The following is a 24,193-nucleotide window of genomic DNA, read 5'->3' on the forward strand; positions in this document are numbered from 1 at the left end:
TGCTCCCGCATTGAATGTACTTAAAAAGGTGGACTCAACGTGGACTCACGGTGGACTTACCGTGGTTGCGGGACGAAGTTGATAGGATGTTGCGGAAACCTTCGTTCCACTGAATCCCGAATGACTCGCCCAGTAGCATCGAGCGAAAGGAAGTGCAAAACAAACAGTTTTGTCATGTAAGGATTAAATAATAAGGAAAATGAGCAAATTCGTTCTACGGAGAAATGATGCTCATTTGGAAAAACGTACCTTTGTTGCATATAATGGATAAAAGACGTTTTTTTTTAGAAATAGCCTATTTTGGACAGGCTTATCATGGTTGGCAAATTCAGAATAATGCAATTTCCGTGCAGGAAGTGCTGAATAAGGCGCTTGAAACCCTGTTGCGGGAACCCATTGAAACAACTGGAGCTGGCCGTACAGATACAGGTGTTCATGCCAAGCAATTGTATGCACATTTCGATGCAGCCCCTGTGGGTATTCTACAAAAAGCTGATCGTTTTATTCATTCGCTCAATGCACTATTGCCCTTTGATGTGGCCGTGAAGCGCCTGATCGAAGTGGAACCCGAAGCACATGCTCGCTTCGATGCGACGCAAAGATCATATGAATACCATCTTCATTTTCATAAAGATCCTTTTATCTATCCCTATTCATGTTTTATGCGCGATCGTCCGGATGTCGAAAAGATGAATGAAGCTGCGCAGTTTTTATTGGGTAAACAAGATTTCGAATGCTTTAGTAAGTCTCATACGCAGGTGTTTACAAATATTTGCGATATTCGTAGAGCCGAGTGGGTATGGCATACTGAGCAACATCTGGTTTTTCACATAACTGCAGATCGTTTTTTGCGCAATATGGTGCGTGCCATTGTAGGGACATCGTTGGAAATAGGGATAAAAGGCAAGCCGGTTTCATTTATGCAAGAGGTTATTCAAAGTAAAAACCGCGGAAAAGCGGGTGTTTCTGTTCCTGCACATGGTTTATATTTAACAGAAGTAGCATATCCTTATATATAGAATTTAATAGATATAGAATTTAACGTGAGTCAAGATAAAATAACTGGTAAAACCTACGATATCAATTTAGTGAAACGCATGAGTCGTTATATGCGGCCTTACCATGTGTCATTTTGGATATCGGTCGTTCTAACGATATTGTTGGCCGCTGTGGCGCCCGCTTTGCCTATGCTAATTCAGCATACATTAGATAACTATATTTTAAATTTCGATACCAACGGGTTGTCCCTCATGCTGATAGCGATGTTGGCATTGGTCATCCTGCAGACCTTGATTCGTTATTATCATACCTTAATGACAAATACCCTGGGGCAGTCGGTCATTCGCGATATCCGGATTCAGGTATTTAACCACATTGTTCAACTCCGGCTCAAGTATTTTGATCGTACTGCGTTGGGAAAACTAATTACACGTACCATTTCTGATCTGGAGACTCTTTCCAATATTTTTTCTGAGGGCTTGATCCAGATTATCGGTGATTTATTGCAGCTGGTAGTTATTCTGGTTGTGATGTTTTACTCCGATTGGAAGCTAACATTGATTGTTTTAATTCCCATGCCTTTGATGGTGGCAGCAACTTATGTGTTTAAAGAGGCGATGAAATCTGCTTTTATTGATGTGAGGAAATGGGTTTCCAATTTAAATACCTTTTTGCAGGAACACATTACGGGAGTCGGGATTATCCAATATTTTGCGCGTGAAAAGCAGGAAATGGATAAGTTTAAAGAAATTAATGCGCAACATCGAAATGCACATATTCGAACCAATTGGTACTTCTCCATCTTTTTCCCAGTTTTGGAAATTATCATGGCTATTGCTTTGGGATTATTGGTGTGGTTTGGTTCCAAACAAATTATGGGTGATGTGATCTCTCCGGGTGTAGTTGTAGCCTTCATCATGTATATCAATATGATCTTTAGGCCCATTCGGGAACTTATTGATAAATTCAATACACTTCAAATGGGTATGGTCAGTGCTGAACGAATTTTTGAAGTCTTGGATACCGATGAAAAGACGCCTAATTTGGGGACTTTGAAACCCGCACATATCAAAGGAGAGATTGCGTTTCGCGATGTTTGGTTTGCTTATAATGAGGAAAATTGGGTTCTGAAAGATGTTAACTTCAATGTTAATCCGGGCGAGACTTTAGCTTTAGTTGGGGCTACTGGTGCCGGAAAATCTTCTACCATCAATATTCTAAGCCGGTTTTATGAAATCAATAAGGGTGAAATTCTATTGGATGGCCGTAATATCCGGGATTATGACCTTGATTATCTGAGAAATACCATTTCGACAGTATTGCAGGATGTATTTCTCTTTTCGGATAGTGTCATCAATAACATTACATTAGGTGATCCTGCGATATCTAGAGAGCAGGTGATCGAAGCGGCAAAGGAAGTCGGTGCGCATGATTTTATTATGCGACTTCCTGGGGGCTATGATTATGATGTGAAAGAGCGGGGAGCAACTTTATCTGCGGGGCAGGCACAATTGATTTCTTTTATACGGGCTTTGGTACACGATCCTCGCATTCTTATTTTGGATGAAGCGACTTCTTCTGTTGATACCGAAACGGAAGAAATGATCCAACATGCAATTGATAACCTCATGAAAGGAAGAACATCGATTGTTATTGCCCACCGCTTGTCCACCATTCAGAAGGCGGACAAGATTATTGTGTTGGATAAAGGCGAAATCAAGGAAATCGGAACGCATCAGGAATTGCTATCTTTCGATGGTTATTATAAAAAACTATACGACTTACAGTTTCATTCCGCAGGGATTTAATTAAGCGATAATACTCTCTTTGGGGATAGTTTCTTCGTCTTCAATACGTGTATTTGCTTTAATTTCTGAACCTCGACCGACTAGAACGTTTGCTCCGATTGAGATATTTGGGCCGATGTTGACAAAATCTTCAATAATGGTGTTGCTTTCGATAACGGCGGAACCGGCAATAACGCAGTGGTTGCCTATTTGTACATCTGGAGCGATCGAAGCGCCTGGGAGAATAATGGTGCCTTCACCAATTTCGGCTCTTTTTGATACGTAGGCTTTAGGATGGATGAGGGTCTGGAAGTTCCAGTTTGCGTTTTCTGACACAATCCTTTGGCGAAGACCAGGATTCTTGACTGCGACAAAGAAATTTTCTTCCGTGCCTTTTGATTCATGATGAAGTTGAACCTCATAATCAAATACATCTTCAATTAGTAGCGATTTGTCGATAAGACCACCAATTTCAATCGCTAAATCTTCTGCTACATCTACCGCAGTTTTAGCATGAGCGGTTGCTCCATATATGTATAACATGGTATTTTTTTTTCGCAAAGATAAAGCTTTCTAAAAAGAAGCCCTTTGATATGATGTAAAAAAATACAACAAAATGTCAGGTTTGATTGTTTTGGTGTTTATAGAGCTGTAGGGTTGGTTGTTTTTTCGGTCGCAATTATATTGCATATGAAAATCAATTTATCTAAGTTTGTTGATATACAAAAATTAAACTATGATTCAACGTATCCAAACTGTTTATTTGCTGATAGCAGGATTAGTCATATTTGGCTTGTTTCTATTTCCCTATGTTAATTATAGCGATTTAGTGGGTTTAGGAAAGAATGTGAAGGTGACTGGTGTGTATAGTGTTGCTGCTGGCCAGTCTGTACATGAGGGGGGATTTGGTTATATTCTCCAGACCGTGGTGACCGTGTTATTGGGAGGACTTCCGCTATTTACGATATTTAAATTTAAAAAGCGTAAAGTTCAACTTTTGCTTATATGGGTGGAGATTGTGGCAATTATCTTATTTGCAATCTGGTTATACTCGTCTGCAAGTACTCATCTTGCCACCGTGAGCCAGTTTTTAGGTGCCGGGAATATCGGGGTAGGTTTCTTTTTGTTGCCAATTTCGATTATTTTCTGTGCGTTAGCGATGGGTGGAGTACGTAAAGATGAAAAGTTGATCCGATCTGCCGATCGATTGCGAGCATAATTTTAAGACAATAAAATAATACGAGTTAAAGCCACGAAGATCGTGGCTTTTTTAAATATAATATGATATGAATGTTTTTTTTAGATATGTTGTTGTCTTGATCCTCTTTCTTGGAGGTGGGCTTGTAAAGGCTCAGTCGGCAGATTCATTGCTGGTTGTTGACGATATTCAATTCGATGTGCGGGAATTTCACTTCGATGAGGGTAAGAATGAACTGGTGATCAATTTGTTTGCGATATCTTATAGTACCGATCCACGAGAATATAAAATGAACACCTTTTCCACGCAAGTGTTGGATCAGAAGAAACAACCCCATTTCTTTTCAACGATTCAGATGGGAAATGTTTTGGTTAAATTTGAAGATAAGCAGAATTATCTGCACTATTTGCTAGAAGAAGATAAGCCTGTGGATATACAGGTCATTGTTAAGGATTGGAAGAAAACGGATAAGCCGGTTATGATTAAACTGGTGTTTGAGAGTAGCACGGAAGAGGGGGAGTTTTTGGAAGTTCCTATTCCATTAAAGAAATAGATTTTGGCTCTTGAGCAAAAAAGCTTCAAAGTTATACTTTGAAGCTTTTTTGATTATTCAATATTATCGATTGTATCTGATCTGCTGTTTGTCCATCATACCCATTTGGTCTTTCATCATTTTGATCTGATCGGCCAATAATTTGTTTTTATCTGCTTTTTTCGCTTCTTGAAGTAGTTTTTCGGCTTCACGCTTGTTGCGTTTTGCCATTGCTACACCTGCCAGGCTTAATTTTGCTAAAGCGATATTATGATCCATATGTAAGCCCAACGCCAATGCCTTCTTAAAATATTTTTCGGATTGCATAGGTGCGCGTTGTGATTCGATCAGTCCGATCAGCATATTGTAGTAACCGTGCTGTTGTGGGATCAATTGCTTTTCGTAGTTGGTGATTTTACGTAGCCATTTTTCAGCTGCGGCCATATTTTGTTTACGCATATACCATTGCGCAATCAGCATATATTCGTGGAAAAATACAGTAACAAAGCCTAAGATCGTGATCAGGATACCTAAGATTCCCCATCCCCAATTTCCAGTCCAGAATAAGGCAACTGTTCCGATCAGCAATGCACTGCAAATAATGATTCTAACGAGATTTGACATAAATCTTTGTTTAAAATATTTGTATTCAATTTAATTCTGCAAATATCCGTTAATTTCATCGTTTAAGCAACTCGTTCAGGTGGTTATTTTGTAAAAATGTGTTTTTCCCCCTGAAGAGGATATGGATAAACAAGATGTGATCGTTTTTTTTGCTGTAGTTCCTTGAAAAGAGCTTATGAGGATAAATTTGCCTTTATATGCAACTTTATCTATGTTTGGGGTATGGAAAAGCAATACGATGATTCTTGGGCTCCTGTGCTAAAGCCTTTGTTTGGTCAACCCTATATGAAACAACTGTCTACTTTTGTGCAAGAAGAGCGTCAGAAAACGAAAGTGTTTCCACCGGCAGATCTGGTGATGAATGCTTTTAAGCTGACGCCATTGGACCAGGTAAAAGTAGTTATCTTAGGGCAGGATCCTTACCATAATGATGGGCAGGCACATGGCTTGTCTTTCTCTGTGCCAGAAGGGATTGCTTTGCCGCCATCCTTAAAAAATATCTTTAAGGAATTGCAAGACGATATACCCGGTTTTGTTGAGCCGCGTGCTGGCGATTTGACCTATTGGGCCAAACAGGGTGTACTGTTGTTAAATGCGACATTGACAGTGCAGGCGCATCTGGCAGGTTCCCATCAAAAGAAAGGTTGGGAGATTTTTACAGATAGTATTATTTATGCCATTTCGGAGCGTTGTGAACATGTCGTATTTCTGTTGTGGGGAAGTTATGCCCAAAAGAAAAGTGTGCTCATCGATGCGAAGAAGCATCTTGTGCTAACGGCGGTTCATCCATCACCGTTGTCTGTCTATCGTGGTTTTTTTGGTAGTAAGCATTTTTCACGTGCAAACCAGTATTTGATGGAACATGATAAAACCCCAATTGATTGGCGCCTGATTTAAGTTTTGTCTTGAGTTAAATAAACATCATTGCCGGTTATCGTCGCATGGAGCAAATACGTCCAAAAGCGAGATTCCGGTAATGATATTTTTGATTGGGCTTATTCCTTCGCTTAATATTCTAAAGGAATAATTGGCTCTTTTTTGCTGGTTGACATAATCATCATGGTTTGGAATGTCTTTACAAAAGGTATTTTGGAGATTTTTTCCATGATGACGCCTTCATAAGCTTTAATATCTTTTACGTAAACCTTGAGGATGAAATCACAATTGCCTGTAACGTGGTGGCATTCGGTTACCTCGGGTATCATTTTGACAGCAGCAACAAACTCAGGGATAGCGTTATGTGTATGGAAATCGAGTGAGATCTGGATAAACGATTTGATTCCAAGTCCCAGTTTCTCCTCGTCTACAAAAGCATGGTAACTTTTGATGAAGCCAGAGTTTTCCAGTTTTCGCACACGCTCTAAAGTTGGTGCGGGAGATAGTCCGATGCTAGATGCGAGTTGCAAATTAGTTATACGACCATTCTCTTGTAATAGTTTAAGAATTTTTAAATCTGTTTTATCCGGTGCAAAGGGCATATCTTAAGTCTTAATAATCAATAGTATTTGTAAATATACAAAATTATATTTGGAAATTTAAAAATATACAAAATTATTGATGATTAATAGATTTTAACTATATTAGGGTTGTTTAGTTATAATTTTAATCGATGTAAAATCATTTGACTGTCATAATCGATTGAAATGTGCTCATTTTAATGAAATGGAGTGATAAATGTCATTTTTTTATTAAAAATGCCTTCGTAAGGTGCTATTAAATGCTGTTTTATTGGCTTTGAAATTGTAACTTTGCAGTTCGATAGGTGCGGAGGTGAAGCCCTCCCAAATTAGTTAAACCGTGAGAGCGCAATATGAGTACTAAAGACGACGATTTGTTAAAAGAGCTGGAGCTCGAAGAATATAAATACGGGTTCACGACAGATATCGAAATGGAAATTGCAGCCAAAGGCCTTACTGAGGATACGGTTCGTTTTATTTCGGCAAAAAAGAATGAACCTGAATGGCTATTGGAATGGAGATTAAAAGCTTTCCGTCATTTCTTGACGTTAAGAATGCCTACTTGGCAGAATTTCAAAGCTCCTGAAATTGATTTTCAAGAGATTTCCTATTATGCAGCCCCAAAAGCAAAACCACAGCTTAATTCGATGGATGAGGTTGACCCTGAGTTGATTGCTACCTTTGAAAAACTGGGGATTCCTTTGGATGAGCAAAAAGTATTGGCAGGAGTTGTGGCGGTAGATGCTGTCTTTGACTCGGTATCTGTCAAAACAACGTTTCGTGAGAAATTAAAAGAACAAGGTGTTATTTTCTGTTCATTTGGTGAGGCCGTGCAAGAGCATCCTGACCTGGTGAAAAAATATTTGGGTACAGTGGTTCCACAGACGGATAACATTTATGCAGCGTTGAATTCTGCAGTATTTTCGGATGGATCCTTTGTTTATGTTCCAAAAGGTGTTAGATGTCCAATGGAATTATCTACCTACTTCCGTATCAATGCACAGAATACCGGACAATTTGAACGCACGTTGATCATTGCAGATGAGGGAGCTTATGTTTCTTATTTGGAGGGATGTACTGCACCTATGCGTGATGAAAACCAGCTGCATGCTGCGGTAGTAGAATTGATTGCCGAACGCGATGCTGATATTAAATATTCTACCGTGCAAAACTGGTACCCTGGTGATAAAGATGGAAAAGGTGGTATTTATAACTTTGTAACCAAGCGTGGAATCTGTAAAGGTGATAACAGTAAAATCTCCTGGACACAGGTAGAAACTGGTTCTGCAATTACATGGAAATACCCTGGTGTGATTTTAAAGGGTGATAACTCTATTGGCGAGTTTTACTCTGTGGCCATGACACGTAATTATCAGGTAGCTGATACAGGAACGAAGATGGTTCATTTGGGTAAAAACACGAAATCTAAAATTATTTCTAAAGGTATTTCTGCCGGTAAGAGCCACAACAGTTATAGAGGTTTAGTGAAAATCGGCCCAAATGCAGACAACTCACGTAACTTTACCCAATGTGATTCCTTATTGATCGGTGATAAATGTGGGGCACATACATTCCCTTATATCGAAAATAGAAATAAGACAGCCAAATTAGAGCATGAGGCGACTACTTCCAAAATCGGTGAGGACCAAGTATTCTATTTGAATCAACGTGGTATCGATTCTGAGAAAGCTGTTGGTTTAATTGTCAACGGGTATGCAAAGGAAGTATTAAATCAATTGCCGATGGAGTTTGCTGTAGAGGCTCAAAAATTATTGGCAATTTCATTAGAAGGTTCAGTAGGATAGATAAAAAATCATTGGGAATGTAGTTTATGACGCTACATTACACCATACTCAATACGAATAAAATGTTAAGCATTAAAAATTTACATGCGTCTGTAGAAGACAAACAAATATTAAAAGGGTTAAACCTAGAAGTAAAAGCTGGAGAAGTTCATGCGATTATGGGACCAAATGGTGCTGGTAAAAGTACATTGGGTAATGTATTGGCCGGACGTGAATCATATGAAGTAAGTGAAGGTTCTGCACTATTGGACGGTGTAGATTTATTGGATCTTTCACCTGAGGACCGTGCACGTGAAGGGCTGTTTTTGGCTTTTCAATATCCTGTTGAAATTCCGGGCGTATCGAATATCAATTTCTTGAAAACAGCTGTAAATGATATTCGTGAGTATAAAGGCCTTCCTCCAATGGAAGCGAAGGAGTTTTTACAAATGGTAAAAGATAAGCAAAAATTGGTTGAATTTTCGGCTAATTTGGCTAACCGCTCTTTAAATGAAGGATTTTCCGGTGGTGAGAAAAAGCGTAACGAAATTTTTCAATTAGCGATGTTGAATCCGAAATTATCTATTTTGGATGAGACAGATTCTGGTTTGGATATCGATGCCCTTCGTATCGTTGCAAATGGCGTGAATCAATTGCGCTCTAAAGACAATGCTTTTATTGTTATTACACACTACCAACGTTTGTTGGATTATATCGTTCCAGATTTTGTTCACGTATTGTACAATGGCCGTATCGTGAAATCGGGACCTAAAGAATTGGCTTTGGAGCTCGAAGAAAAAGGATACGATTGGTTAAAAGAATATGATACACAAAACGCCTAATCTTTTACCTGAGTAAATAGGATTGGAAGAGAATTTTGGCGATTTGATTAAAAAATAACATGAGTACATTAGTTTCAGAATCATTACTTCAACAAGTGTTGGGAGCTTTCAAAGAGCAAGGCGTTTCAGACGAACCTTCGTTTTTCGTGGAGGCCCGCCAACTTGCATTCGAACGTTTCGAAGCAGCAGGCTTTCCCACCGTTAAGAATGAAGAATGGAAATATACAAACATCCACAGTATTATCAATAAGCCTTATGCGCTTGATGTCGATGTGGATATCGAAGGCTTAGACTTTAGTGCAGGGGAGATTCCTCAGTTGGATGCTTACCGCATTATCTTGGTGAACGGTCAGTATGTGTTGGCGGTAAGTGAATTAGAAAATGTGAAGGGACTGTCGGTTATTCCAATGGATGAAGCCACTTCAGAGCCTGCATTTGAGAGCCATTTTGCTAAATATGCGGACAAGTCAGACAATATTATGGTCGCATTGAATACGGCTGCTTTTACAAATGGTGTTTTTATCCATTTGAAAAAGGGAGTTGTACTTGATAAACCAATACAGATTATTCATGTCGCTACAGGAAAAGAGGATTTCTTTGCACAAACACGTAATTTGATCGTTGTCGAGCCAAATGCAGAACTTGAATTGATCGAAAGCTTTATCACTGCAGAAGGTACCGCAAATAATGTGCACAATAAGGTCTCTGAGATTATCGTCAAAGAGAACGCTAAAGTACAACATTATTATTTGCAGCTCGCAGAATCTGTAAGTCGTTACTTTAATCATACAGAGGTATACCAAGAAAAAGATAGCCTTTATAATAATTACAACTGTAATTTTCCTGGCGCCTCGTTTATCCGTAACAATATCAATGTTCGCTTGGATGCAGCGCATGTGGAGAGCCATTTATATGGAATCAACTTAACTGCAGGTGATCAATTGGTCGATAATCATACCATCGTAGACCACCTTAAGCCACATTGTGAGTCTTATGAATGGTATAAAAATATTACACAGGATAAATCCGTTGCAGTTTTCAATGGAAAAATCTTTGTGCGCGAGGATGCGCAGAAAACGAATGCTTTTCAACAGAATAATAATATGTTGATGTCAGACAATTCGGCGGTTTATACCAAACCACAGTTGGAAATCTTTGCCGATGACGTAAAATGTTCACACGGGTGTACCATCGGTCAGTTTGATAATGAAGCGCTGTTTTATCTGAGAGCAAGAGGAATTGGCGAAGAGTCTGCTCGTATCCTGTTGGTACACGCATTTGCATTTGACGTAACGACACGTTTCTCAAATGAGGTTGTTCGCAAATATGTTGAAGAGCTTGTAGAAGAAAGCCTAAGAACAAATTAAATCCATTTAGGATCATATAGCTTTTAAATATGGCGTTTACTGAATAGGTAAACGCCATTTTTTTTCATAGACCAATACATCATAGCCTTCGTATCAAGCGCCAAGTTGCTTCTTGTTGCTCTTGCTTGGACGGAAGAGCGTTTAATTGTACTGGGAGAAGCGCTTAAAGTTATCATTGTTTGCTGTGGGGTAAACCCTAGTAATTTCTGGGTATCAAGTTCGTCATTTTCACGGTATAACAACGGATCTTAATCGGAGCTACAACGCTATTTGTTCGCTCACAACCGAAGAAGCACCGAACAAGTACCGAACAAGCTCCGAAGAAGCACCGAGGAAGCTTCGAATTTGGTCCCTTTTGTTTGGTTCCTTTTTTCGTAAATGGAACGAACGTTGAAACTAATTCTTGGTACTTGCTTTAAATTGTGCTAATAATTTTTTCGGCAATTTTAGTAAAATCAAACAAAGATAAAGGTGATGAAGGGCTGAAATGTAGGGAATAACAGAGCACTATTAAACGAAAAAAGCTTCCAAATTTTGGAAGCTTTTTTTGAGCGAAAGACGAGATTCGAACTCGCGACCCCAACCTTGGCAAGGTTGTGCTCTACCAACTGAGCTACTTTCGCGTTGATGTTACAAAAGTAAGGCATTTATTCGTATTCTGCAAGAGGAAAAGCAAAAAATATTAACTTAAATTGATCGCATCAACACAATTAATACCGTCTATAGCCGCTGAAATGATACCGCCGGCATAACCCGCCCCTTCACCACAAGGGTAAAGTCCTTTGACCTGAGGGTGTTGTAAATCTTCTTTATTTCTAGGAATCCGAATCGGTGAAGATGTACGTGACTCTACACCGACTAAAATGGCTTCATTGGTATAATACCCTTTCATCTTTTTGCCAAAGATGGGCAACGCACCGCGTAATGCTTCGTGAACAAAAGCAGGTAGCACTTCGGTGAGATCTGCAGATGCTGTTCCGGGCTTGTACGAGTTTTCTGGCAGATCCATAGATACACGTCCTTCGACAAAGTCGACCATGCGTTGCGCCGGAGCAACGAGCTTACCGCCACCTACGGCAAAAGCCTTTCGTTCGATCTCTTTCTGAAAATTCAGTAATGCAAATGGATCCTTATGTGCATTGGCAACGTCCTCAAGGTTGATCTGAATAACGGTGCCTGAATTGGCGTGCGGATTATTTCGTTTGGATGGCGACCATCCGTTGACAACGATTTCATCTAAATCTGTTGCACAGGGCGCAATGACGCCGCCTGGGCACATGCAGAATGAAAATACACCACGGTCATTCACCTGTTCAACCAGGCTATAATAGGCTGGCGGCAAATGCTCGCTTCTTACCTGGCAGTGGTATTGCGCCTGATCAATGATTGCCTGCGGGTGCTCGATACGCACGCCCAAAGCAAATGCTTTGGCTTCGATCAGCCAATTGTTGCGATGAAAAAGCTCGAAAATATCCCGCGCAGAGTGCCCTGTTGCTACAATGACATGATCTGCCTTAATTTCTTCACCATTGGCTAATTTGACACCGCGTACTTGACCGAAGGATTCTAAAATGTCATCGACACGTTGGTCAAAATGAAATTCGCCCCCAAATTCAAGGACGCTCTCGCGCATGGCTTCAATAATATGCGGCAATTTATTTGTACCGATATGTGGGCGCGCATTGACCAGAATATCCGTCGTTGCCCCATGGGAAACGAAAAGTCTGAGTACTTTGTCTACGTCACCTCGCTTATTGGAACGTGTATATAATTTTCCGTCTGAGTACGTTCCAGCTCCACCTTCGCCAAAGCAGTAGTTTGACTCAGGGTTTACGATGCCTTCCCGGTTCAACTTAGCTAGATCGCGTCTACGGTCTTGGACCTTTTTACCGCGTTCGATTACAATTGGTTTGAGACCACGTTCAATACAGCGTATTGCTGCAAACAGGCCGGCAGGGCCCGCGCCAATAATAATAACGGGTTTTCCGTCTTTAACGGACTTAAAATTATTTTCGTAGAGTTCTGGAACAGGAAGCTCGTCAATGTAGTAAATAACCCGAGCTCGATAAACAACCTGCTTGCTTCGGGCGTCAATGGAACGTTTACGGATTTTATAACCTTTGACTTGTTGAGGTTGGACTTTCAGGGCTTTGATCCCTTGCTGTAGAATATACTGATCGTCCTCGATTCTTTCTGGAAGTATCGCAATTTCAATTTCTTTTTGCATAGTATGAGGGCTGGGTTTTTATCCCAAAACCGGGACAAAGTTAATGAATATTGGCTATTTGGAGATTTGGAAATAAAAATATTCTTATCTTAGTAAGAGCTTGGTATATGCTTTGATAGTGTAACCGTATAATTTGAATAGTATTTAATTCTTTGAACAATGAAAATTAAAAGATTTTTGGTCGCCCTATGTGGTTTATTTGCATTAGTATCATTAAACTCCTGTGGCTACAATACGATGGTCTCACAAGATGAGAATGTTAAAGGAAAATGGGCACAAGTTGAAAATGCGTATCAACGTCGTGCGGATCTAGTTCCAAATTTGGTTAATACAGTAAAAGGAGCGGCAAAACACGAAGAAAGTACATTGACAGCTGTTGTAGAAGCAAGAGCTAAAGCTACTTCCGTGACGATTAATGCCGATGATTTGTCTGAGGAGAATATTGCCAAGTTTCAAAAAGTTCAAGATGAATTCAGCGGTTCGTTGAGTCGTCTTTTGGCGTCTGTTGAAGCTTATCCTGATTTGAAAGCCAATCAGAACTTTTTGGAATTACAAGCACAGCTGGAAGGTACTGAAAATCGTATTTCAACAGAACGTAGATCTTACAATGAAGCGGTACAGCAATATAATACCACCGTACGCAGCTTCCCGAATAATTTAATGGCGGGGATGTTCGGATTTAAGGCAAAAGGTACATTTACTGCTGCCCCAGGTTCGGATAAAGCGCCAACGGTATCATTCTAACAGCAAATTGTTAGGAATAAACAGGATGATGGATGATGCGGCTTTCGTAGAAGCACATCATCCATTTTTTTATCGTGTTTTAATTAGTTTAGACCCTTTGAATCTGGAATAACCGGTATGGTAATCTAGTTTTGGAGTGCAAACGTATACAAACTATGGCATTAAATTCTGAAGAACAAGAGAAGATCGTTCACGCTATTAATGTGGCTGAAAATGAGACTTCTGGTGAGATTCGTGTAGTGGTCGAAAATCATTGCCCCGACGAGGTACATGATCGTGCAACCTATTATTTTTCCAAATTGGGCATGCACAAGACTACATTGAAAAATGGTGTTCTTATCTATATCGCGCTGGAAGACCATAAATTTTCCATTATTGGCGATAAGGGAATTCACCAACGTGTAGAAGGTGATTTTTGGAACAGTACCAAAGATCTAATGGTGGCGGAGTTTCGGGTGGATCGCATTGTTGAGGGCCTGGTCAAAGGGATCGAACATGCGGGTAAACAATTGGCAAAATTCTTCCCGCGTGAACACGATGACATCAATGAGCTTCCAAATGATATTGTTTTTGGAGACCGTTAGTTGTTAAGTGACCAGAAACAGTCCCGAGAAGCTATTCCCTGTCTCACAAATAAACTGATAAAGATCGTGATAAACCCGATTTCGGGATTCACCGAACGCCATTTGCATGAAAACTGCTCAAGGCAAATAAAAATGAATAAAAGAGAATTATAGGATGAAATTTGTATCGAGATTATTTTCTCGGGTTCGGATCCCTGCTATGGCTATGTTGCTTTGTTTGCTGTCGGTAGCCACAGTATTGGGTCAAGATTTCCCAGAAACATCAAATAGGCTTGTCAATGATTATACAAACACATTGACCGCAAGTCAGAAGCAATTATTGGAGCAGAAGCTATTGGCATTTGAGGATTCTGCATCTACGCAGATTGCAGTGGTTATGATGAATTCTACCGGTGGCTATGATATTTCTGATTATGCGGTTCGTTTAGCGAAAAAATGGGGTATTGGGAATAAAAAGTATAATAACGGTATTCTGTTGTTGGTCGCTCTGGGAGATCGGGCGGTGACTATTCAAACAGGTTATGGCATAGAGGGCGCTGTCCCGGATGCCATTGCATATCGTATTATTGAAAATGATATCAAGCCGGCTTTTCGTCAGGGCGATTACTACAAAGGGGTGGACGATGCGACCAGTTCCTTAATTTCCTACACAAAAGGTGAGTACAAAGCTGATCCAAAACAACCGAAAGGAAAGGGATCAGGTTCGGTGATGTTTGTTGTTATTATTGTGATAGTCTTGGTTGTTCTTTTCTCCAATCGCGGTGGACGAGGTGGTGGCGGTGGTGGCCGTGTGATGAATGGACGCGGCGCTTCTGATATCTTTTGGTGGACATTGCTGAATGGTCTTGGCGGCGGTGGCGGCCGAGGTGGCGGCGGTGGCTTCGGCGGAGGCTCTGGTGGCGGATTTGGCGGTTTCGGTGGCGGTGATTTTGGTGGTGGCGGTGCTTCCGGACGTTGGTAACATCTTTGCTAAATAATGTTAAATAGGACGACAGTGAAACGGAAATGTTTTACATTTATGGGAAGTATATAATTATGAAAAAGGGAATATTAATGGGTTTAAGCTTTTTACCAGCCTTGTTAATGGCACAAGAAAGCTTCACGGTTACAGGAAAAGTAAACACGACGTCAGACAAAGCGAAAGTGTTTATGCAGTATGCTGCGAATGGCACTCGTCAGACTGATTCAGCGACGGTCGTAAAAGGCGAATTTAAGTTCAACGGACAGGTAGCTACACCAACAAAAGGTATGATGATCTATTCGCCGGAGGGCTTAACTTTTGCAGAACTTAGAAATAGTCAAAAGCAACCTGAGACAGCACAGTTATATCTTTCTAAAGGCGTTATCAAAGTCGATGCAACCAAAGGGTTTAAAAATGCAACGGTCTCAGGTACGGCGCTTAATGACGATCTGACGCAGTACAAGGCTTTTGTGAAACCGCATACAGATGCGTTCGAGGCATTGAACCAACAATATTATGCGGCTTCGGAGACGCAAAAACAGGATCCTAAATTCATCGAAGGCTTACAAAAACAAGCTGGTGAGATTTCCGAAAAAATGGAAAAAGCAGATGCTGAATTTATTAACAAAAACCCAAAAAGCTGGTATACGTTGGATTTGTTGTCTGAGAATGTCAGCGGTGAAAACGTCAATGAATATGTAGCTTCTTTTGAGAAAATGTCTCCTGAACTGAAAAATTCTGAAAAAGGGAAGGAATTGGCTGAGCGTATCCAGAAATTGAAAGCAGTAGCTGTTGGTTCCGTAGCTCCTGACTTCACATTGCCAGACACAACAGGAAAGAATATTTCCTTATCTTCCTTAAGAGGAAAATATGTTTTGTTGGATTTTTGGGCAAGTTGGTGTGGTCCTTGTCGTCATGAGAACCCGAATGTCGTTGCGGCTTTCAATAAATTTAAAGATAAAGGATTTACCGTGTTTGGTGTTTCTTTAGACAATCCCGGTAAAAAAGATGCTTGGTTGAAAGCTATCCATGATGATAATTTACAACAATGGCCACACGTTTCAGACCTACAGGGCTGGAAATCAGCTCCGGTAAAATTGTACGAAGTACGTGGTATTCCGCAAAACTTCCTCATTGATCCTTCTGGTAAAATTGTCGCATCAAATTTAAGAGGTGAGGCTTTGGATGCGAAGTTAGCTGAATTGCTAAAGTAAACTGATATTTAGTTGCCATTGGGCATGAATAACCCCTAATTGTTATACTCATGTGAACTGAGTCTGCAATTAGGGGTTTCTTTTTATAGTCGTCCTCATCCAATCGCTTTTTTGGCGCCGCGACTAATTGACGACTTTAAAAGGCGAATAGCGTGACGACTGCAAAACATTGAATGAATTTGCTAACTTCGTCTGCTGCTATAGCGAATGATTGCGTGAAACCGCTATATCCTCGTAACAGCGGGATTAGGGGATGATGAATCCTAGGTATTTAAACATGGTGATCAATGGGATTTCTAGCGCTATTGGGGTTATAAAATTGTAAAGATGAAGAAAACAGTAATTTTGGGTATATTCTTGGGGACGGTGATTGCTTCCTGCGGTGGCGATCAAGATAAGGGAATTCCTGTTGTCAACCTCGAGGCGTTGCATGCCATACCTTTGGATCACCCGATTGATCAATTGGCTAAAGACACGACATTTATCGATGTTACGTTGCCGCCTAATGCCCGGATCGATCAGTTGTCACAACAGGAGCTGGGTCAACTAAAGGCTGCGGCATATCGTTTTTATCAGCATGTTACACTGGAAAATAATCAATACCGTGTTGATCTCAAAGATCCTAAAGTCCTACACCTATCGGAACAGGTTATTAAGGCGTATGAACAGGCGATCAGCAATACGAATCATTTTGCGGACTCGATGGCCAAAGCAGGCCAGGCCATTCAGCTGCCGCCGGTATCTGAAGAATACCGCAATAATTTGCTTAAATAACAATTGGCAGGATATGATGCTCATATGCCTTTATGGAATATGACCGTTCAGGTATCAGGCCTTACCAAAGAATTTGGACAAATCTAGCAACGCAAGGCATAAAAAAAGAGTATACATCACGATGTATACTCTTTTTTTTATTGTTAGTCAAGAAATAAACTAGATCATTTACAACGAAAGGATTTCAATGATACGAAGCAGATCTTCATTCATTTTTACGTTATGCTTGATGGCGCTCTTAAAAGGAGTGAATCTTACTTCACTGCAAATCAGTCCGGCCATTTCACCTCTGCGGCCTTGTAGTAAAGCCTCTACCGCCGCAATTCCAAGCCTGCTGGCTAGTACACGATCCATGCAAGTAGGGCTTCCGCCACGCTGAATATGTCCTAAAATAGATAATCTAACGTCGTAGTGTGGGAAATTTTCCTTGATTTTTTCCGATACCACCATCCCGCCTTCTTTGTCGCCTTCAGCAACAATAATAATGCGGGATGATTTATTTTTACGGCTTTTGTCAAGTCTTTTCATGATCGCATCATAGTCTACCTCGAACTCAGGAACCAGAACTGCTTCAGCACCGGTACTGATACCAGAACGGACGGCGATAAGACCAGAGTCGCGGCCCATCACTTCGATCACAAAAAGTCTATCGTGAGACTCGGCGGTGTCGCGAATTTTGTCTACGGCTTGGATAACTGTATTAATGGCTGTATCATAGCCAATAGTGAAGTCTGTGCCGGCCAAATCGTTATCGATTGTGCCCGGAAGACCGATGATAGGAAAATCGAATTCTTCGATAAATTTGGATGCGCCGGTAAATGTACCATCGCCACCGATAACAACCATGGCATCAATACCGTGGCTGCGTAAATTTTCATAAGCCTGCTTGCGTCCTTCAATTGTTTTGAAAGCCTCGCTGCGGGCTGTTTTTAGGATAGTACCACCACGTTGTATGATATTGGCTACAGATTTAGCATCCATAGGGATAATCTCACCATTAACTAGACCATCATAACCTCTGCGTACCCCAAATACTTCAAGATTATTGTAGATCCCCGCTCTAACAACAGCGCGGATACCAGCATTCATTCCTGGAGCATCTCCTCCAGATGTCAAAACAGCAATTTTTTTAATGTTACTCATACGTACTCAAACTTAGCTATTTTTAAGCGTATATACAATTATATTTCCGTTATTAGAAGTCGCCAATATCGCTATTGAGAACAAGCAATCGCTTTTTTAACTGCAATTCATCTAAGTGTGAGCTAAAGATAATGCAAATTTAATAATTGCTTGTTCTCTGCTGTTATTCTCTAAGCATACCTTCTGCTGTATACAGACTATTTTTTTGCCTTAAAGGCGTCAATTCCGCTCTGTAAAAACGCTTTATATTGTTCAATATTTCTATTTGCACCAGACTGAGGTACCAATACCTTTCCAGTGGCGTCTACAATAACATATAACGGTTGTGAATTGCTATTGAACGTCGATGCTTGGAAATCACTGTTTTTATTTCCTATCGTTTTAATCTTTTTGCCACTGTATTTTGATACGAATTGTTCGTTTGCAGGTAATTCTGTTTTATCATCGACAAACAATTCGGCCATTATAAATTCTTCCTTCAATAGTTTGGCAACCGCAGGATCAGTCCAGACATTTGCTTCCATCTCCCGACAGTTAACACAGTTCCAACCTGTAAAATCTATCAATACAGGTTTATTCAGTTCTTTTGCTGTTTCCAAGGCCTGATCATAATCATAATATGGATCAAATCCTTTTGGTGTACCGCGTTCGTGAAAAATCTCCGCATATTTTTTGACTTTACCATCACTGTGTGCGGGAGCGGCTGCTATTCCTGCCGACAGGTCAAAATCCTGTGTTGCCGAAGGTGGCAAGAAAGCTGAAATAGATTTTAGGGGAGCCCCCCATAGTCCCGGTACCATATAGATAACGAAGGAGAATACAATGATAGCGAGAATAGTTCTCGGTACGGAGAGGAATTTTAATTCGCTGTCATGTGAAAATTTAATCTTTCCAATAAGATATAAGCCCATCATACTAAAGATGGCAATCCATAGCGATAAGAACACCTCCCGATCCAGCCAATTCCAATGGTAGGCCAAATCTACATTTGATAAGAATTTAAGCGCCAGTGCGAGCTCTAAGAAGCCGAGTACAACCTTCACCGAATTTAACCAGCCACCAGATTTTGGCAGGGATTTTAACATCGAAGGGAACATTGCAAATAAGCCAAAAGGAATTGCAAGTGCTATAGAAAAACCGAGCATACCGATTGCGGGACCTAGGCGTTCTCCTTTTGAGGCCGCTTCGACCAATAAGGTGCCAATAATGGGGCCAGTGCAGGAGAAGGAGACCAGTGAAAGGCTGAATGCCATAAAGAAAAGCCCTACGAGACCGCCTTTGTCGGATTTGGCATCCATTTTATTGACAAAAGAACTCGGTAACGTGATTTCAAAAGCACCAAAAAAGGATGCGGCGAAAACAACTAATAAGAGGAAGAATAGGAAGTTAAATACCCCATTTGTGGATAAAGCATTCAATGCATCCGAACCAAAGGAAATGGTGATTATCATTCCTAAAGCGACATAGATCACAATAATAAAGAGACCGTAGAGGAGTGCCTTGCTGATACCGCTTGCGCGGCTTCCAGCCTGTTTTGTAAAATAACTTACGGTCAGTGGGAGCATTGGAAATATACATGGCATAAGTAGCGCTGCGAAGCCGCCAACTAATCCTGCGATAAAGATACTCCAAAGTGATTTTTTACTTGATTCTTGCCCGGAGGGAGCGTTTGCCTTAGCAGGAGCTATTTTGCTGCTGTCCTGACTAACCATTGTGTCAGGTGAAGCTGTAAAATTTAGATCCTCAGGTACCGCTTCAACAGCAGTAGCTGTATCTGGTGATGATTCAAATTGAAGTCCTTCTGTACTTGTTAAGCTATCTTGTGCGGAGGCAAAAGTTGCTGTCGTTAAAGAAAGACTGAAAAAAGCAATTAAAAGTAGAATGAATGTGTTTTTTAACATGCGTATGAATTTCTGATGTTATGGTCAAAAATAAAAAAAGGCGATGAGAATCGCCTTATTAATTTATCCGTGTAGAATCATTTTTACTATTTGATTGTCACAGCAAAAGCATATTCGTCTGGAGGAAGACATTGTGATGCATCACATGCTTGCCATTCAACAGTGCCTTTAACGGTGGTAGTTCCTTTGTTTAAAGTTACTTTTTGTTGGAAAATTACCTCGTTTGTAAAATAACCAACATCCATCTTAAATACATCTTCGTGTTTTACCTTAGGTTTCGGCTCTGCAGTTTTACCTACCAATGTATAATCTGCCGCTTTAGCAAAGTTGAAAGAAGTTGGAATTGGGCCGCCATCTTTCACATTTTGTGAATAAATGTGCCATCCATTTTGGATTGTAGCTTTTACATAAACTACAGCTTCTTTGTTATTTAACTTTTTGCTCGCCACAGTCCATTTTACAGGTTTGTGAATCTGAGCGAATGCTCCCGTAACTGCAAAAATTACCACAGTCATTAACAGTATTAACTTTTTCATCAGAATTTAATTTGTTCTTTCCTTTTTCACTACAATGATTGCAGTATGTTCTTGTTCTTTGATGCTTCGGGTGAATAAAGGTTTAATCACGCTGTTGACAAATTTAGAACAAAGGTATGACAATTCTAAAATGGGTTATCCTTTTTTTGTAAAGATTAAGTAATAAGATGTGTAATTTCTTTGATATCAAATTCGCGCAAGGTGTCTTCCAAAAGAACCAGTAGCTTCCCGTCATTAGACACCTGTTGGATAATACCGGTCTTCTTGGAGCCGTCGACTAGGAATGGTCTTTCTTCACCTCTCCAAAACAATAACGCGTTGTAGCGGTTTAACTGATATTGAGCGCCCTCCTTATACAGGTTCAGGTACTCCTGTTGGATCACTTGGAATAACTCCTGTGCCAGTTCCTTGATGTTGTAATCCTGTCGATCGGTCAGGCAGGCGAGCGAGGTTATTGTTGTTGCTGTGTCAAAATTAAGTTGATTAATATTTACACCAATGCCAATAATTGCGTGCTCCATTTTACTGCCTTTTAATTTATTTTCTATTAAAATGCCTGTTATTTTCTTTGAATTGACGTAAATATCATTGGGCCATTTCACGGCTACAGGCTGCTCGGTTTTGCTTTTCAGCCAATTGACGGTTGCAATGGCGATTGTGGCGGAAAGTGCAAATTGTTCCGCTATTGGCAGGAAATGAGGCTTTAAGAGGATAGATGTCGTTAGGTTTTTCCCTGGTTCACTGACCCAGGAGCTTCCGCGCTGCCCCTTGCCCTGAAATTGTTCTTCTGCTAAAATGGCAGTCCCCTCAGCTAGTGGCTTGAAATTTGACAATAATTCCCTGAGATAATCGTTTGTAGAGGCGACTTTGTCAAGATATATTGCATTTTGACCGATGATAAGTCCCGAAATATTGTTATTTTGCAAACTGAAAGTATTAAATAAATATTAAGTCAAAACTATCACATTTTTTAATGAGTAAAAATAAAAGTTCAGAATTGTCCCAACGTCTATCAGAAATTATCGTTTATGGTATGCAAGAAAAGAAAGCAAACGAGATCGTTCGCTTGGATTTAAGAGATCTTCACAGTTCTGTTTCCGATTATTTTGTGATTTGTCATGCCGACTCTAACATTCAGGTGAATGCGATAGCAAAGAGTGTCGAAGAAGAAGTCTATAAGGCATTTGGTCAAGAACCCCAATATAAAGAAGGACAATCCAATGGTGAATGGTTGATTTTGGATTTTGTGGATGTGGTTGTACATATCTTTAAGACCGAAAAAAGAGCGCATTATGGTATCGAGGATTTATGGGGAGATGCAGAAGTACAGCATTTCCAAAGCGCTTAATTGTTCTCAACGAAAAAATTTATAAAGAAAATATAATTACGATATAATGAAAAAAATCCCGAGTAGTAAGGTAAGCCCGAAACCGCCAAAATTCAATTTTGTGTGGCTTATGATTGCCATGTTTTTAGGTTTTTTTGCCTTACAGTACGTTTTTGGAGAAAGCCCAGCTAAGGAAGTTAGCTATAGTGATTTTGAGACACGTATGTTGAATACAGGCGCTGTAGAGCGTCTCGTCGCCTATAAAAAGAATGATCTTGTCGAAGTGGAGGTCTATTTAAAAAAGGGCTGGAAAGATAACCCAAGTTTTAAAGACGCTACAAAAGCTGCTGATCCGCTTCCAAGTCTATCAGGACAGGAAGACAAGGGTCCACAATATATTTTTAAGGATGCCTCTCCCGATGTTTTAGAAAAGAAATTAGCTGCATCGCAAGCGGAATTAACGCCAGGTACACCAAAGGTCCAGTTGACTTATGATGATCGTTCCAACCCTTGGGCAAGCTGGTTTATCACGTTTATGTTGCCGTTGTTGGTATTGGCTGCAATCTGGATCTTCTTGATGCGTCGTATGGGCGGTGGTGCTGGCGGCGGTGGCGGTGCGATCTTTAACATAGGTAAATCTAAGGCGACGTTGTTTGATAAAGAATCGCAGATCAATATCACATTTAACGATGTTGCTGGTCTTGAAGAGGCGAAACAAGAAGTTATGGAGATTGTGGATTTCTTAAAAAATCCACGTAAATATACCAATTTAGGGGGTAAAATTCCGAAAGGCGCTTTGCTTGTAGGGCCTCCGGGAACGGGTAAGACTTTATTGGCTAAAGCGGTAGCCGGAGAGGCTCAAGTGCCATTTTTCTCATTATCCGGATCTGACTTTGTCGAAATGTTTGTGGGTGTAGGTGCATCGCGTGTTCGCGATTTGTTTAAGCAAGCGAAAGAGAAAGCACCATGTATCATTTTTATTGATGAGATTGATGCTATAGGTCGTGCTCGTGGTAAAAACTCGATGATGGGCGGTAATGACGAGCGTGAAAATACATTGAACCAATTATTGGTGGAGATGGATGGTTTCGGTACGGATTCAGGCGTTATTATTTTAGCGGCTACTAACCGTATCGATGTACTGGATACAGCATTGTTGCGTCCAGGACGTTTTGACCGTCAAATTTCTATTGATAAACCGGATTTGATTGGCCGTGAGCAAATTTTCAAAGTGCATCTAAAGCCGTTGAAATTATCGGCTGAGGTCGATGCAAAAAAATTATCGGCGCAGACACCTGGTTTTGCGGGAGCTGAAATTGCCAACGTGTGTAACGAAGCAGCCCTTATTGCTGCCCGTAAAAATAAACCAGAGATTGATATGCAGGATTTTCAGGATGCCGTTGATCGTGTGATCGGTGGTCTTGAGAAGAAAAACAAAATCATCTCTCCGGAAGAGAAACGTATTGTTGCTTATCATGAGGCTGGACACGCTATTGCGGGCTGGTTTTTAGAGCACGCCGATCCTTTGGTGAAAGTGTCTATTGTGCCACGTGGTGTCGCTGCTTTGGGTTATGCACAGTATCTTCCCCGTGAGCAGTTCCTATATACGACAGAACAGCTTATAGACAGTTTATGTATGACTATGGGAGGTCGTGTCGCTGAAGATATTACTTTTGGAAGAATTTCAACAGGTGCTCAAAATGACTTAGAGCGTATCACGCAACTTTCGTATGCGATGATAGCAATCTACGGTATGAATGATAAAGTTGGCAATGTTTCCTTCCGAGATAGTTCTGAAGCGTCTTTCCAAAAACCATATTCTGACAAAACGGCAGAGCTGATTGATGCAGAGGTACGTAACTTAATTAATGACGTCTATGCACGTACCAAACAGTTATTGCTGGATAAACGTGAGGGTTTGATTAAAATAGCAGAAAAGCTATTGGAAAAAGAGATTCTTTTTCAGTCGGACTTGGAAGAGATCTTAGGTAAACGTCCATTTGAAACCAAGACTACTTACGAGGAGTTTGTGAATGGTGCTGATGGTGGTGGAGTTCCACAGACAGATTTACCGTTGGATGTTCACCCGGACGAAGCGCGATCTAACGAAGGGCAGAGCTCAGAAGCACCCTCCAATAATTTGAATTAATTTGAATGCTGCAGCGCTAGAGTGATCTAGCGCTGCATTTATA

At 40.5% G+C, this 24,193-nt stretch carries 23 protein-coding genes and 1 tRNA gene; 15 read left to right on the plus strand and 9 right to left on the minus strand.

The features are described 5' to 3' along the window. Positions 1-263: 263 nt before the first annotated feature. Both truA and AACH28_RS17015 read left to right on the plus strand, forming a co-directional pair. The gene (truA, locus tag AACH28_RS17010) at positions 264-1,019 is read left to right on the plus strand and encodes a tRNA pseudouridine(38-40) synthase TruA (RefSeq protein WP_112375082.1); all 756 of its coding nucleotides are present in this window, start codon (positions 264-266) and stop codon (positions 1,017-1,019) included. Positions 1,020-1,043: 24 nt separating this feature from the next. Next, positions 1,044-2,807: an ABC transporter ATP-binding protein gene (locus AACH28_RS17015; protein ID WP_075990267.1), complete on the plus strand. Its 1,764-nt coding sequence runs from the start codon at positions 1,044-1,046 to the stop codon at positions 2,805-2,807. On the opposite strand, the gene AACH28_RS17020 is transcribed toward AACH28_RS17015, so the two are convergent. Then, on the minus strand, positions 2,808-3,329 hold the full coding sequence (locus AACH28_RS17020; RefSeq protein WP_341831075.1) for a hypothetical protein: 522 nt from the start codon (positions 3,327-3,329) through the stop codon (positions 2,808-2,810). A 193-nt stretch (positions 3,330-3,522) separates the two neighbouring features. Between AACH28_RS17020 and AACH28_RS17025 the strand changes: the two genes are divergently transcribed. After that, positions 3,523-4,005 carry a DUF4293 domain-containing protein gene (locus tag AACH28_RS17025; protein ID WP_075990265.1) on the plus strand — a complete coding sequence of 161 codons (483 nt, stop codon included), beginning with the start codon at positions 3,523-3,525 and terminating at the stop codon, positions 4,003-4,005. Positions 4,006-4,072: 67 nt separating this feature from the next. Next, on the plus strand, positions 4,073-4,537 hold the full coding sequence (locus AACH28_RS17030; protein WP_088163282.1) for a hypothetical protein: 465 nt from the start codon (positions 4,073-4,075) through the stop codon (positions 4,535-4,537). A gap of 63 nt (positions 4,538-4,600) precedes the next feature. On the opposite strand, the gene AACH28_RS17035 is transcribed toward AACH28_RS17030, so the two are convergent. Continuing rightward, a complete protein-coding gene (locus tag AACH28_RS17035) occupies positions 4,601-5,140 on the minus strand; it encodes a hypothetical protein (protein ID WP_075990263.1) in 540 nt (179 codons plus the stop codon). Positions 5,141-5,362: 222 nt separating this feature from the next. Between AACH28_RS17035 and ung the strand changes: the two genes are divergently transcribed. Further along, positions 5,363-6,037, plus strand: coding sequence for a uracil-DNA glycosylase (gene ung / locus AACH28_RS17040; protein WP_341831076.1), 675 nt, complete (start codon positions 5,363-5,365; stop codon positions 6,035-6,037). 110 nt (positions 6,038-6,147) lie between these two features. Here ung and AACH28_RS17045 read toward each other — a convergent pair whose 3' ends face one another. Beyond that, positions 6,148-6,618 (minus strand): Lrp/AsnC family transcriptional regulator, encoded by a 471-nt coding sequence (locus AACH28_RS17045; protein ID WP_046673117.1) that lies wholly within the window; start codon positions 6,616-6,618, stop codon positions 6,148-6,150. Positions 6,619-6,950: 332 nt separating this feature from the next. On the opposite strand from AACH28_RS17045, the gene sufB reads away from it, so the two are divergent. The 3 genes from sufB to sufD all read left to right on the plus strand — a co-directional run bounded on the left by sufB (position 6,951) and on the right by sufD (position 10,590). After that, a complete protein-coding gene (sufB, locus tag AACH28_RS17050; protein WP_075990262.1) occupies positions 6,951-8,402 on the plus strand; it encodes a Fe-S cluster assembly protein SufB in 1,452 nt (483 codons plus the stop codon). A gap of 62 nt (positions 8,403-8,464) precedes the next feature. After that, entirely contained in the window at positions 8,465-9,223 is a 759-nt protein-coding gene (sufC, locus tag AACH28_RS17055) for a Fe-S cluster assembly ATPase SufC (RefSeq protein ID WP_046673119.1), read from the plus strand. Between the two features lie 59 nt (positions 9,224-9,282). Next, positions 9,283-10,590, plus strand: a complete 1,308-nt coding sequence (sufD, locus tag AACH28_RS17060; protein WP_075990261.1) for a Fe-S cluster assembly protein SufD — start codon at positions 9,283-9,285, stop codon at positions 10,588-10,590. A gap of 550 nt (positions 10,591-11,140) precedes the next feature. Here the strand turns inward: sufD and AACH28_RS17065 are convergent. Next, positions 11,141-11,213: transfer RNA gene (locus AACH28_RS17065), tRNA-Gly, on the minus strand. A gap of 59 nt (positions 11,214-11,272) precedes the next feature. Continuing rightward, a complete protein-coding gene (locus AACH28_RS17070; RefSeq protein ID WP_341831077.1) occupies positions 11,273-12,817 on the minus strand; it encodes an FAD-dependent protein in 1,545 nt (514 codons plus the stop codon). 165 nt (positions 12,818-12,982) lie between these two features. Between AACH28_RS17070 and AACH28_RS17075 the strand changes: the two genes are divergently transcribed. The 5 genes from AACH28_RS17075 (at position 12,983) to AACH28_RS17095 (ending at position 17,094) form a co-directional block, all read left to right on the plus strand. Beyond that, positions 12,983-13,561, plus strand: coding sequence for a LemA family protein (locus AACH28_RS17075; RefSeq protein ID WP_046673163.1), 579 nt, complete (start codon positions 12,983-12,985; stop codon positions 13,559-13,561). 155 nt (positions 13,562-13,716) lie between these two features. Then, positions 13,717-14,145 (plus strand): TPM domain-containing protein, encoded by a 429-nt coding sequence (locus AACH28_RS17080; RefSeq protein WP_070561453.1) that lies wholly within the window; start codon positions 13,717-13,719, stop codon positions 14,143-14,145. Between the two features lie 199 nt (positions 14,146-14,344). Continuing rightward, positions 14,345-15,106 (plus strand): YgcG family protein, encoded by a 762-nt coding sequence (locus AACH28_RS17085; protein WP_046673124.1) that lies wholly within the window; start codon positions 14,345-14,347, stop codon positions 15,104-15,106. A 74-nt stretch (positions 15,107-15,180) separates the two neighbouring features. Beyond that, complete coding sequence (locus tag AACH28_RS17090) at positions 15,181-16,320, plus strand: TlpA disulfide reductase family protein (protein WP_286752798.1); 1,140 nt, start codon at positions 15,181-15,183, stop codon at positions 16,318-16,320. Positions 16,321-16,647: 327 nt separating this feature from the next. After that, on the plus strand, positions 16,648-17,094 hold the full coding sequence (locus AACH28_RS17095; RefSeq protein WP_070561451.1) for a hypothetical protein: 447 nt from the start codon (positions 16,648-16,650) through the stop codon (positions 17,092-17,094). 168 nt (positions 17,095-17,262) lie between these two features. Here AACH28_RS17095 and pfkA read toward each other — a convergent pair whose 3' ends face one another. The 4 genes from pfkA to AACH28_RS17115 all read right to left on the minus strand — a co-directional run bounded on the left by pfkA (position 17,263) and on the right by AACH28_RS17115 (position 21,600). Continuing rightward, complete coding sequence (gene pfkA, locus AACH28_RS17100) at positions 17,263-18,237, minus strand: 6-phosphofructokinase (RefSeq protein WP_286769212.1); 975 nt, start codon at positions 18,235-18,237, stop codon at positions 17,263-17,265. A 197-nt stretch (positions 18,238-18,434) separates the two neighbouring features. Continuing rightward, positions 18,435-20,138 carry a cytochrome c biogenesis protein CcdA gene (locus AACH28_RS17105; protein WP_341831078.1) on the minus strand — a complete coding sequence of 568 codons (1,704 nt, stop codon included), beginning with the start codon at positions 20,136-20,138 and terminating at the stop codon, positions 18,435-18,437. Between the two features lie 86 nt (positions 20,139-20,224). Further along, positions 20,225-20,674 (minus strand): protein-disulfide reductase DsbD domain-containing protein, encoded by a 450-nt coding sequence (locus AACH28_RS17110; RefSeq protein ID WP_286769210.1) that lies wholly within the window; start codon positions 20,672-20,674, stop codon positions 20,225-20,227. A gap of 155 nt (positions 20,675-20,829) precedes the next feature. Further along, positions 20,830-21,600, minus strand: coding sequence for a biotin--[acetyl-CoA-carboxylase] ligase (locus AACH28_RS17115; RefSeq protein ID WP_232475638.1), 771 nt, complete (start codon positions 21,598-21,600; stop codon positions 20,830-20,832). 47 nt (positions 21,601-21,647) lie between these two features. Between AACH28_RS17115 and rsfS the strand changes: the two genes are divergently transcribed. Continuing rightward, positions 21,648-22,022 (plus strand): ribosome silencing factor, encoded by a 375-nt coding sequence (rsfS, locus tag AACH28_RS17120; protein ID WP_046673130.1) that lies wholly within the window; start codon positions 21,648-21,650, stop codon positions 22,020-22,022. Positions 22,023-22,068: 46 nt separating this feature from the next. Next, the gene (ftsH, locus tag AACH28_RS17125; RefSeq protein WP_088163273.1) at positions 22,069-24,150 is read left to right on the plus strand and encodes an ATP-dependent zinc metalloprotease FtsH; all 2,082 of its coding nucleotides are present in this window, start codon (positions 22,069-22,071) and stop codon (positions 24,148-24,150) included. The last annotated feature ends 43 nt before the right edge of the window (positions 24,151-24,193 follow it).

The organism is Sphingobacterium thalpophilum, assembly GCF_038396785.1.
GTDB lineage: Bacteria > Bacteroidota > Bacteroidia > Sphingobacteriales > Sphingobacteriaceae > Sphingobacterium > Sphingobacterium thalpophilum_A.

Coding starts and splice junctions, on each gene's coding strand:
- truA (WP_112375082.1), top strand. CDS start 264: ATGGATAAAAGACGTTTTTTTTTAGAAATAGCCTATTTTGGACAGGCT.
- AACH28_RS17020 (WP_341831075.1), bottom strand. CDS start 3,329: ATGTTATACATATATGGAGCAACCGCTCATGCTAAAACTGCGGTAGAT.
- AACH28_RS17025 (WP_075990265.1), top strand. CDS start 3,523: ATGATTCAACGTATCCAAACTGTTTATTTGCTGATAGCAGGATTAGTC.
- AACH28_RS17030 (WP_088163282.1), top strand. CDS start 4,073: ATGAATGTTTTTTTTAGATATGTTGTTGTCTTGATCCTCTTTCTTGGA.
- AACH28_RS17035 (WP_075990263.1), bottom strand. CDS start 5,140: ATGTCAAATCTCGTTAGAATCATTATTTGCAGTGCATTGCTGATCGGA.
- ung (WP_341831076.1), top strand. CDS start 5,363: ATGGAAAAGCAATACGATGATTCTTGGGCTCCTGTGCTAAAGCCTTTG.
- AACH28_RS17045 (WP_046673117.1), bottom strand. CDS start 6,618: ATGCCCTTTGCACCGGATAAAACAGATTTAAAAATTCTTAAACTATTA.
- sufB (WP_075990262.1), top strand. CDS start 6,951: ATGAGTACTAAAGACGACGATTTGTTAAAAGAGCTGGAGCTCGAAGAA.
- sufC (WP_046673119.1), top strand. CDS start 8,465: ATGTTAAGCATTAAAAATTTACATGCGTCTGTAGAAGACAAACAAATA.
- sufD (WP_075990261.1), top strand. CDS start 9,283: ATGAGTACATTAGTTTCAGAATCATTACTTCAACAAGTGTTGGGAGCT.
- AACH28_RS17070 (WP_341831077.1), bottom strand. CDS start 12,817: ATGCAAAAAGAAATTGAAATTGCGATACTTCCAGAAAGAATCGAGGAC.
- AACH28_RS17080 (WP_070561453.1), top strand. CDS start 13,717: ATGGCATTAAATTCTGAAGAACAAGAGAAGATCGTTCACGCTATTAAT.
- AACH28_RS17085 (WP_046673124.1), top strand. CDS start 14,345: ATGGCTATGTTGCTTTGTTTGCTGTCGGTAGCCACAGTATTGGGTCAA.
- AACH28_RS17090 (WP_286752798.1), top strand. CDS start 15,181: ATGAAAAAGGGAATATTAATGGGTTTAAGCTTTTTACCAGCCTTGTTA.
- AACH28_RS17095 (WP_070561451.1), top strand. CDS start 16,648: ATGAAGAAAACAGTAATTTTGGGTATATTCTTGGGGACGGTGATTGCT.
- pfkA (WP_286769212.1), bottom strand. CDS start 18,237: ATGAGTAACATTAAAAAAATTGCTGTTTTGACATCTGGAGGAGATGCT.
- AACH28_RS17105 (WP_341831078.1), bottom strand. CDS start 20,138: ATGTTAAAAAACACATTCATTCTACTTTTAATTGCTTTTTTCAGTCTT.
- AACH28_RS17110 (WP_286769210.1), bottom strand. CDS start 20,674: ATGAAAAAGTTAATACTGTTAATGACTGTGGTAATTTTTGCAGTTACG.
- rsfS (WP_046673130.1), top strand. CDS start 21,648: ATGAGTAAAAATAAAAGTTCAGAATTGTCCCAACGTCTATCAGAAATT.
- ftsH (WP_088163273.1), top strand. CDS start 22,069: ATGAAAAAAATCCCGAGTAGTAAGGTAAGCCCGAAACCGCCAAAATTC.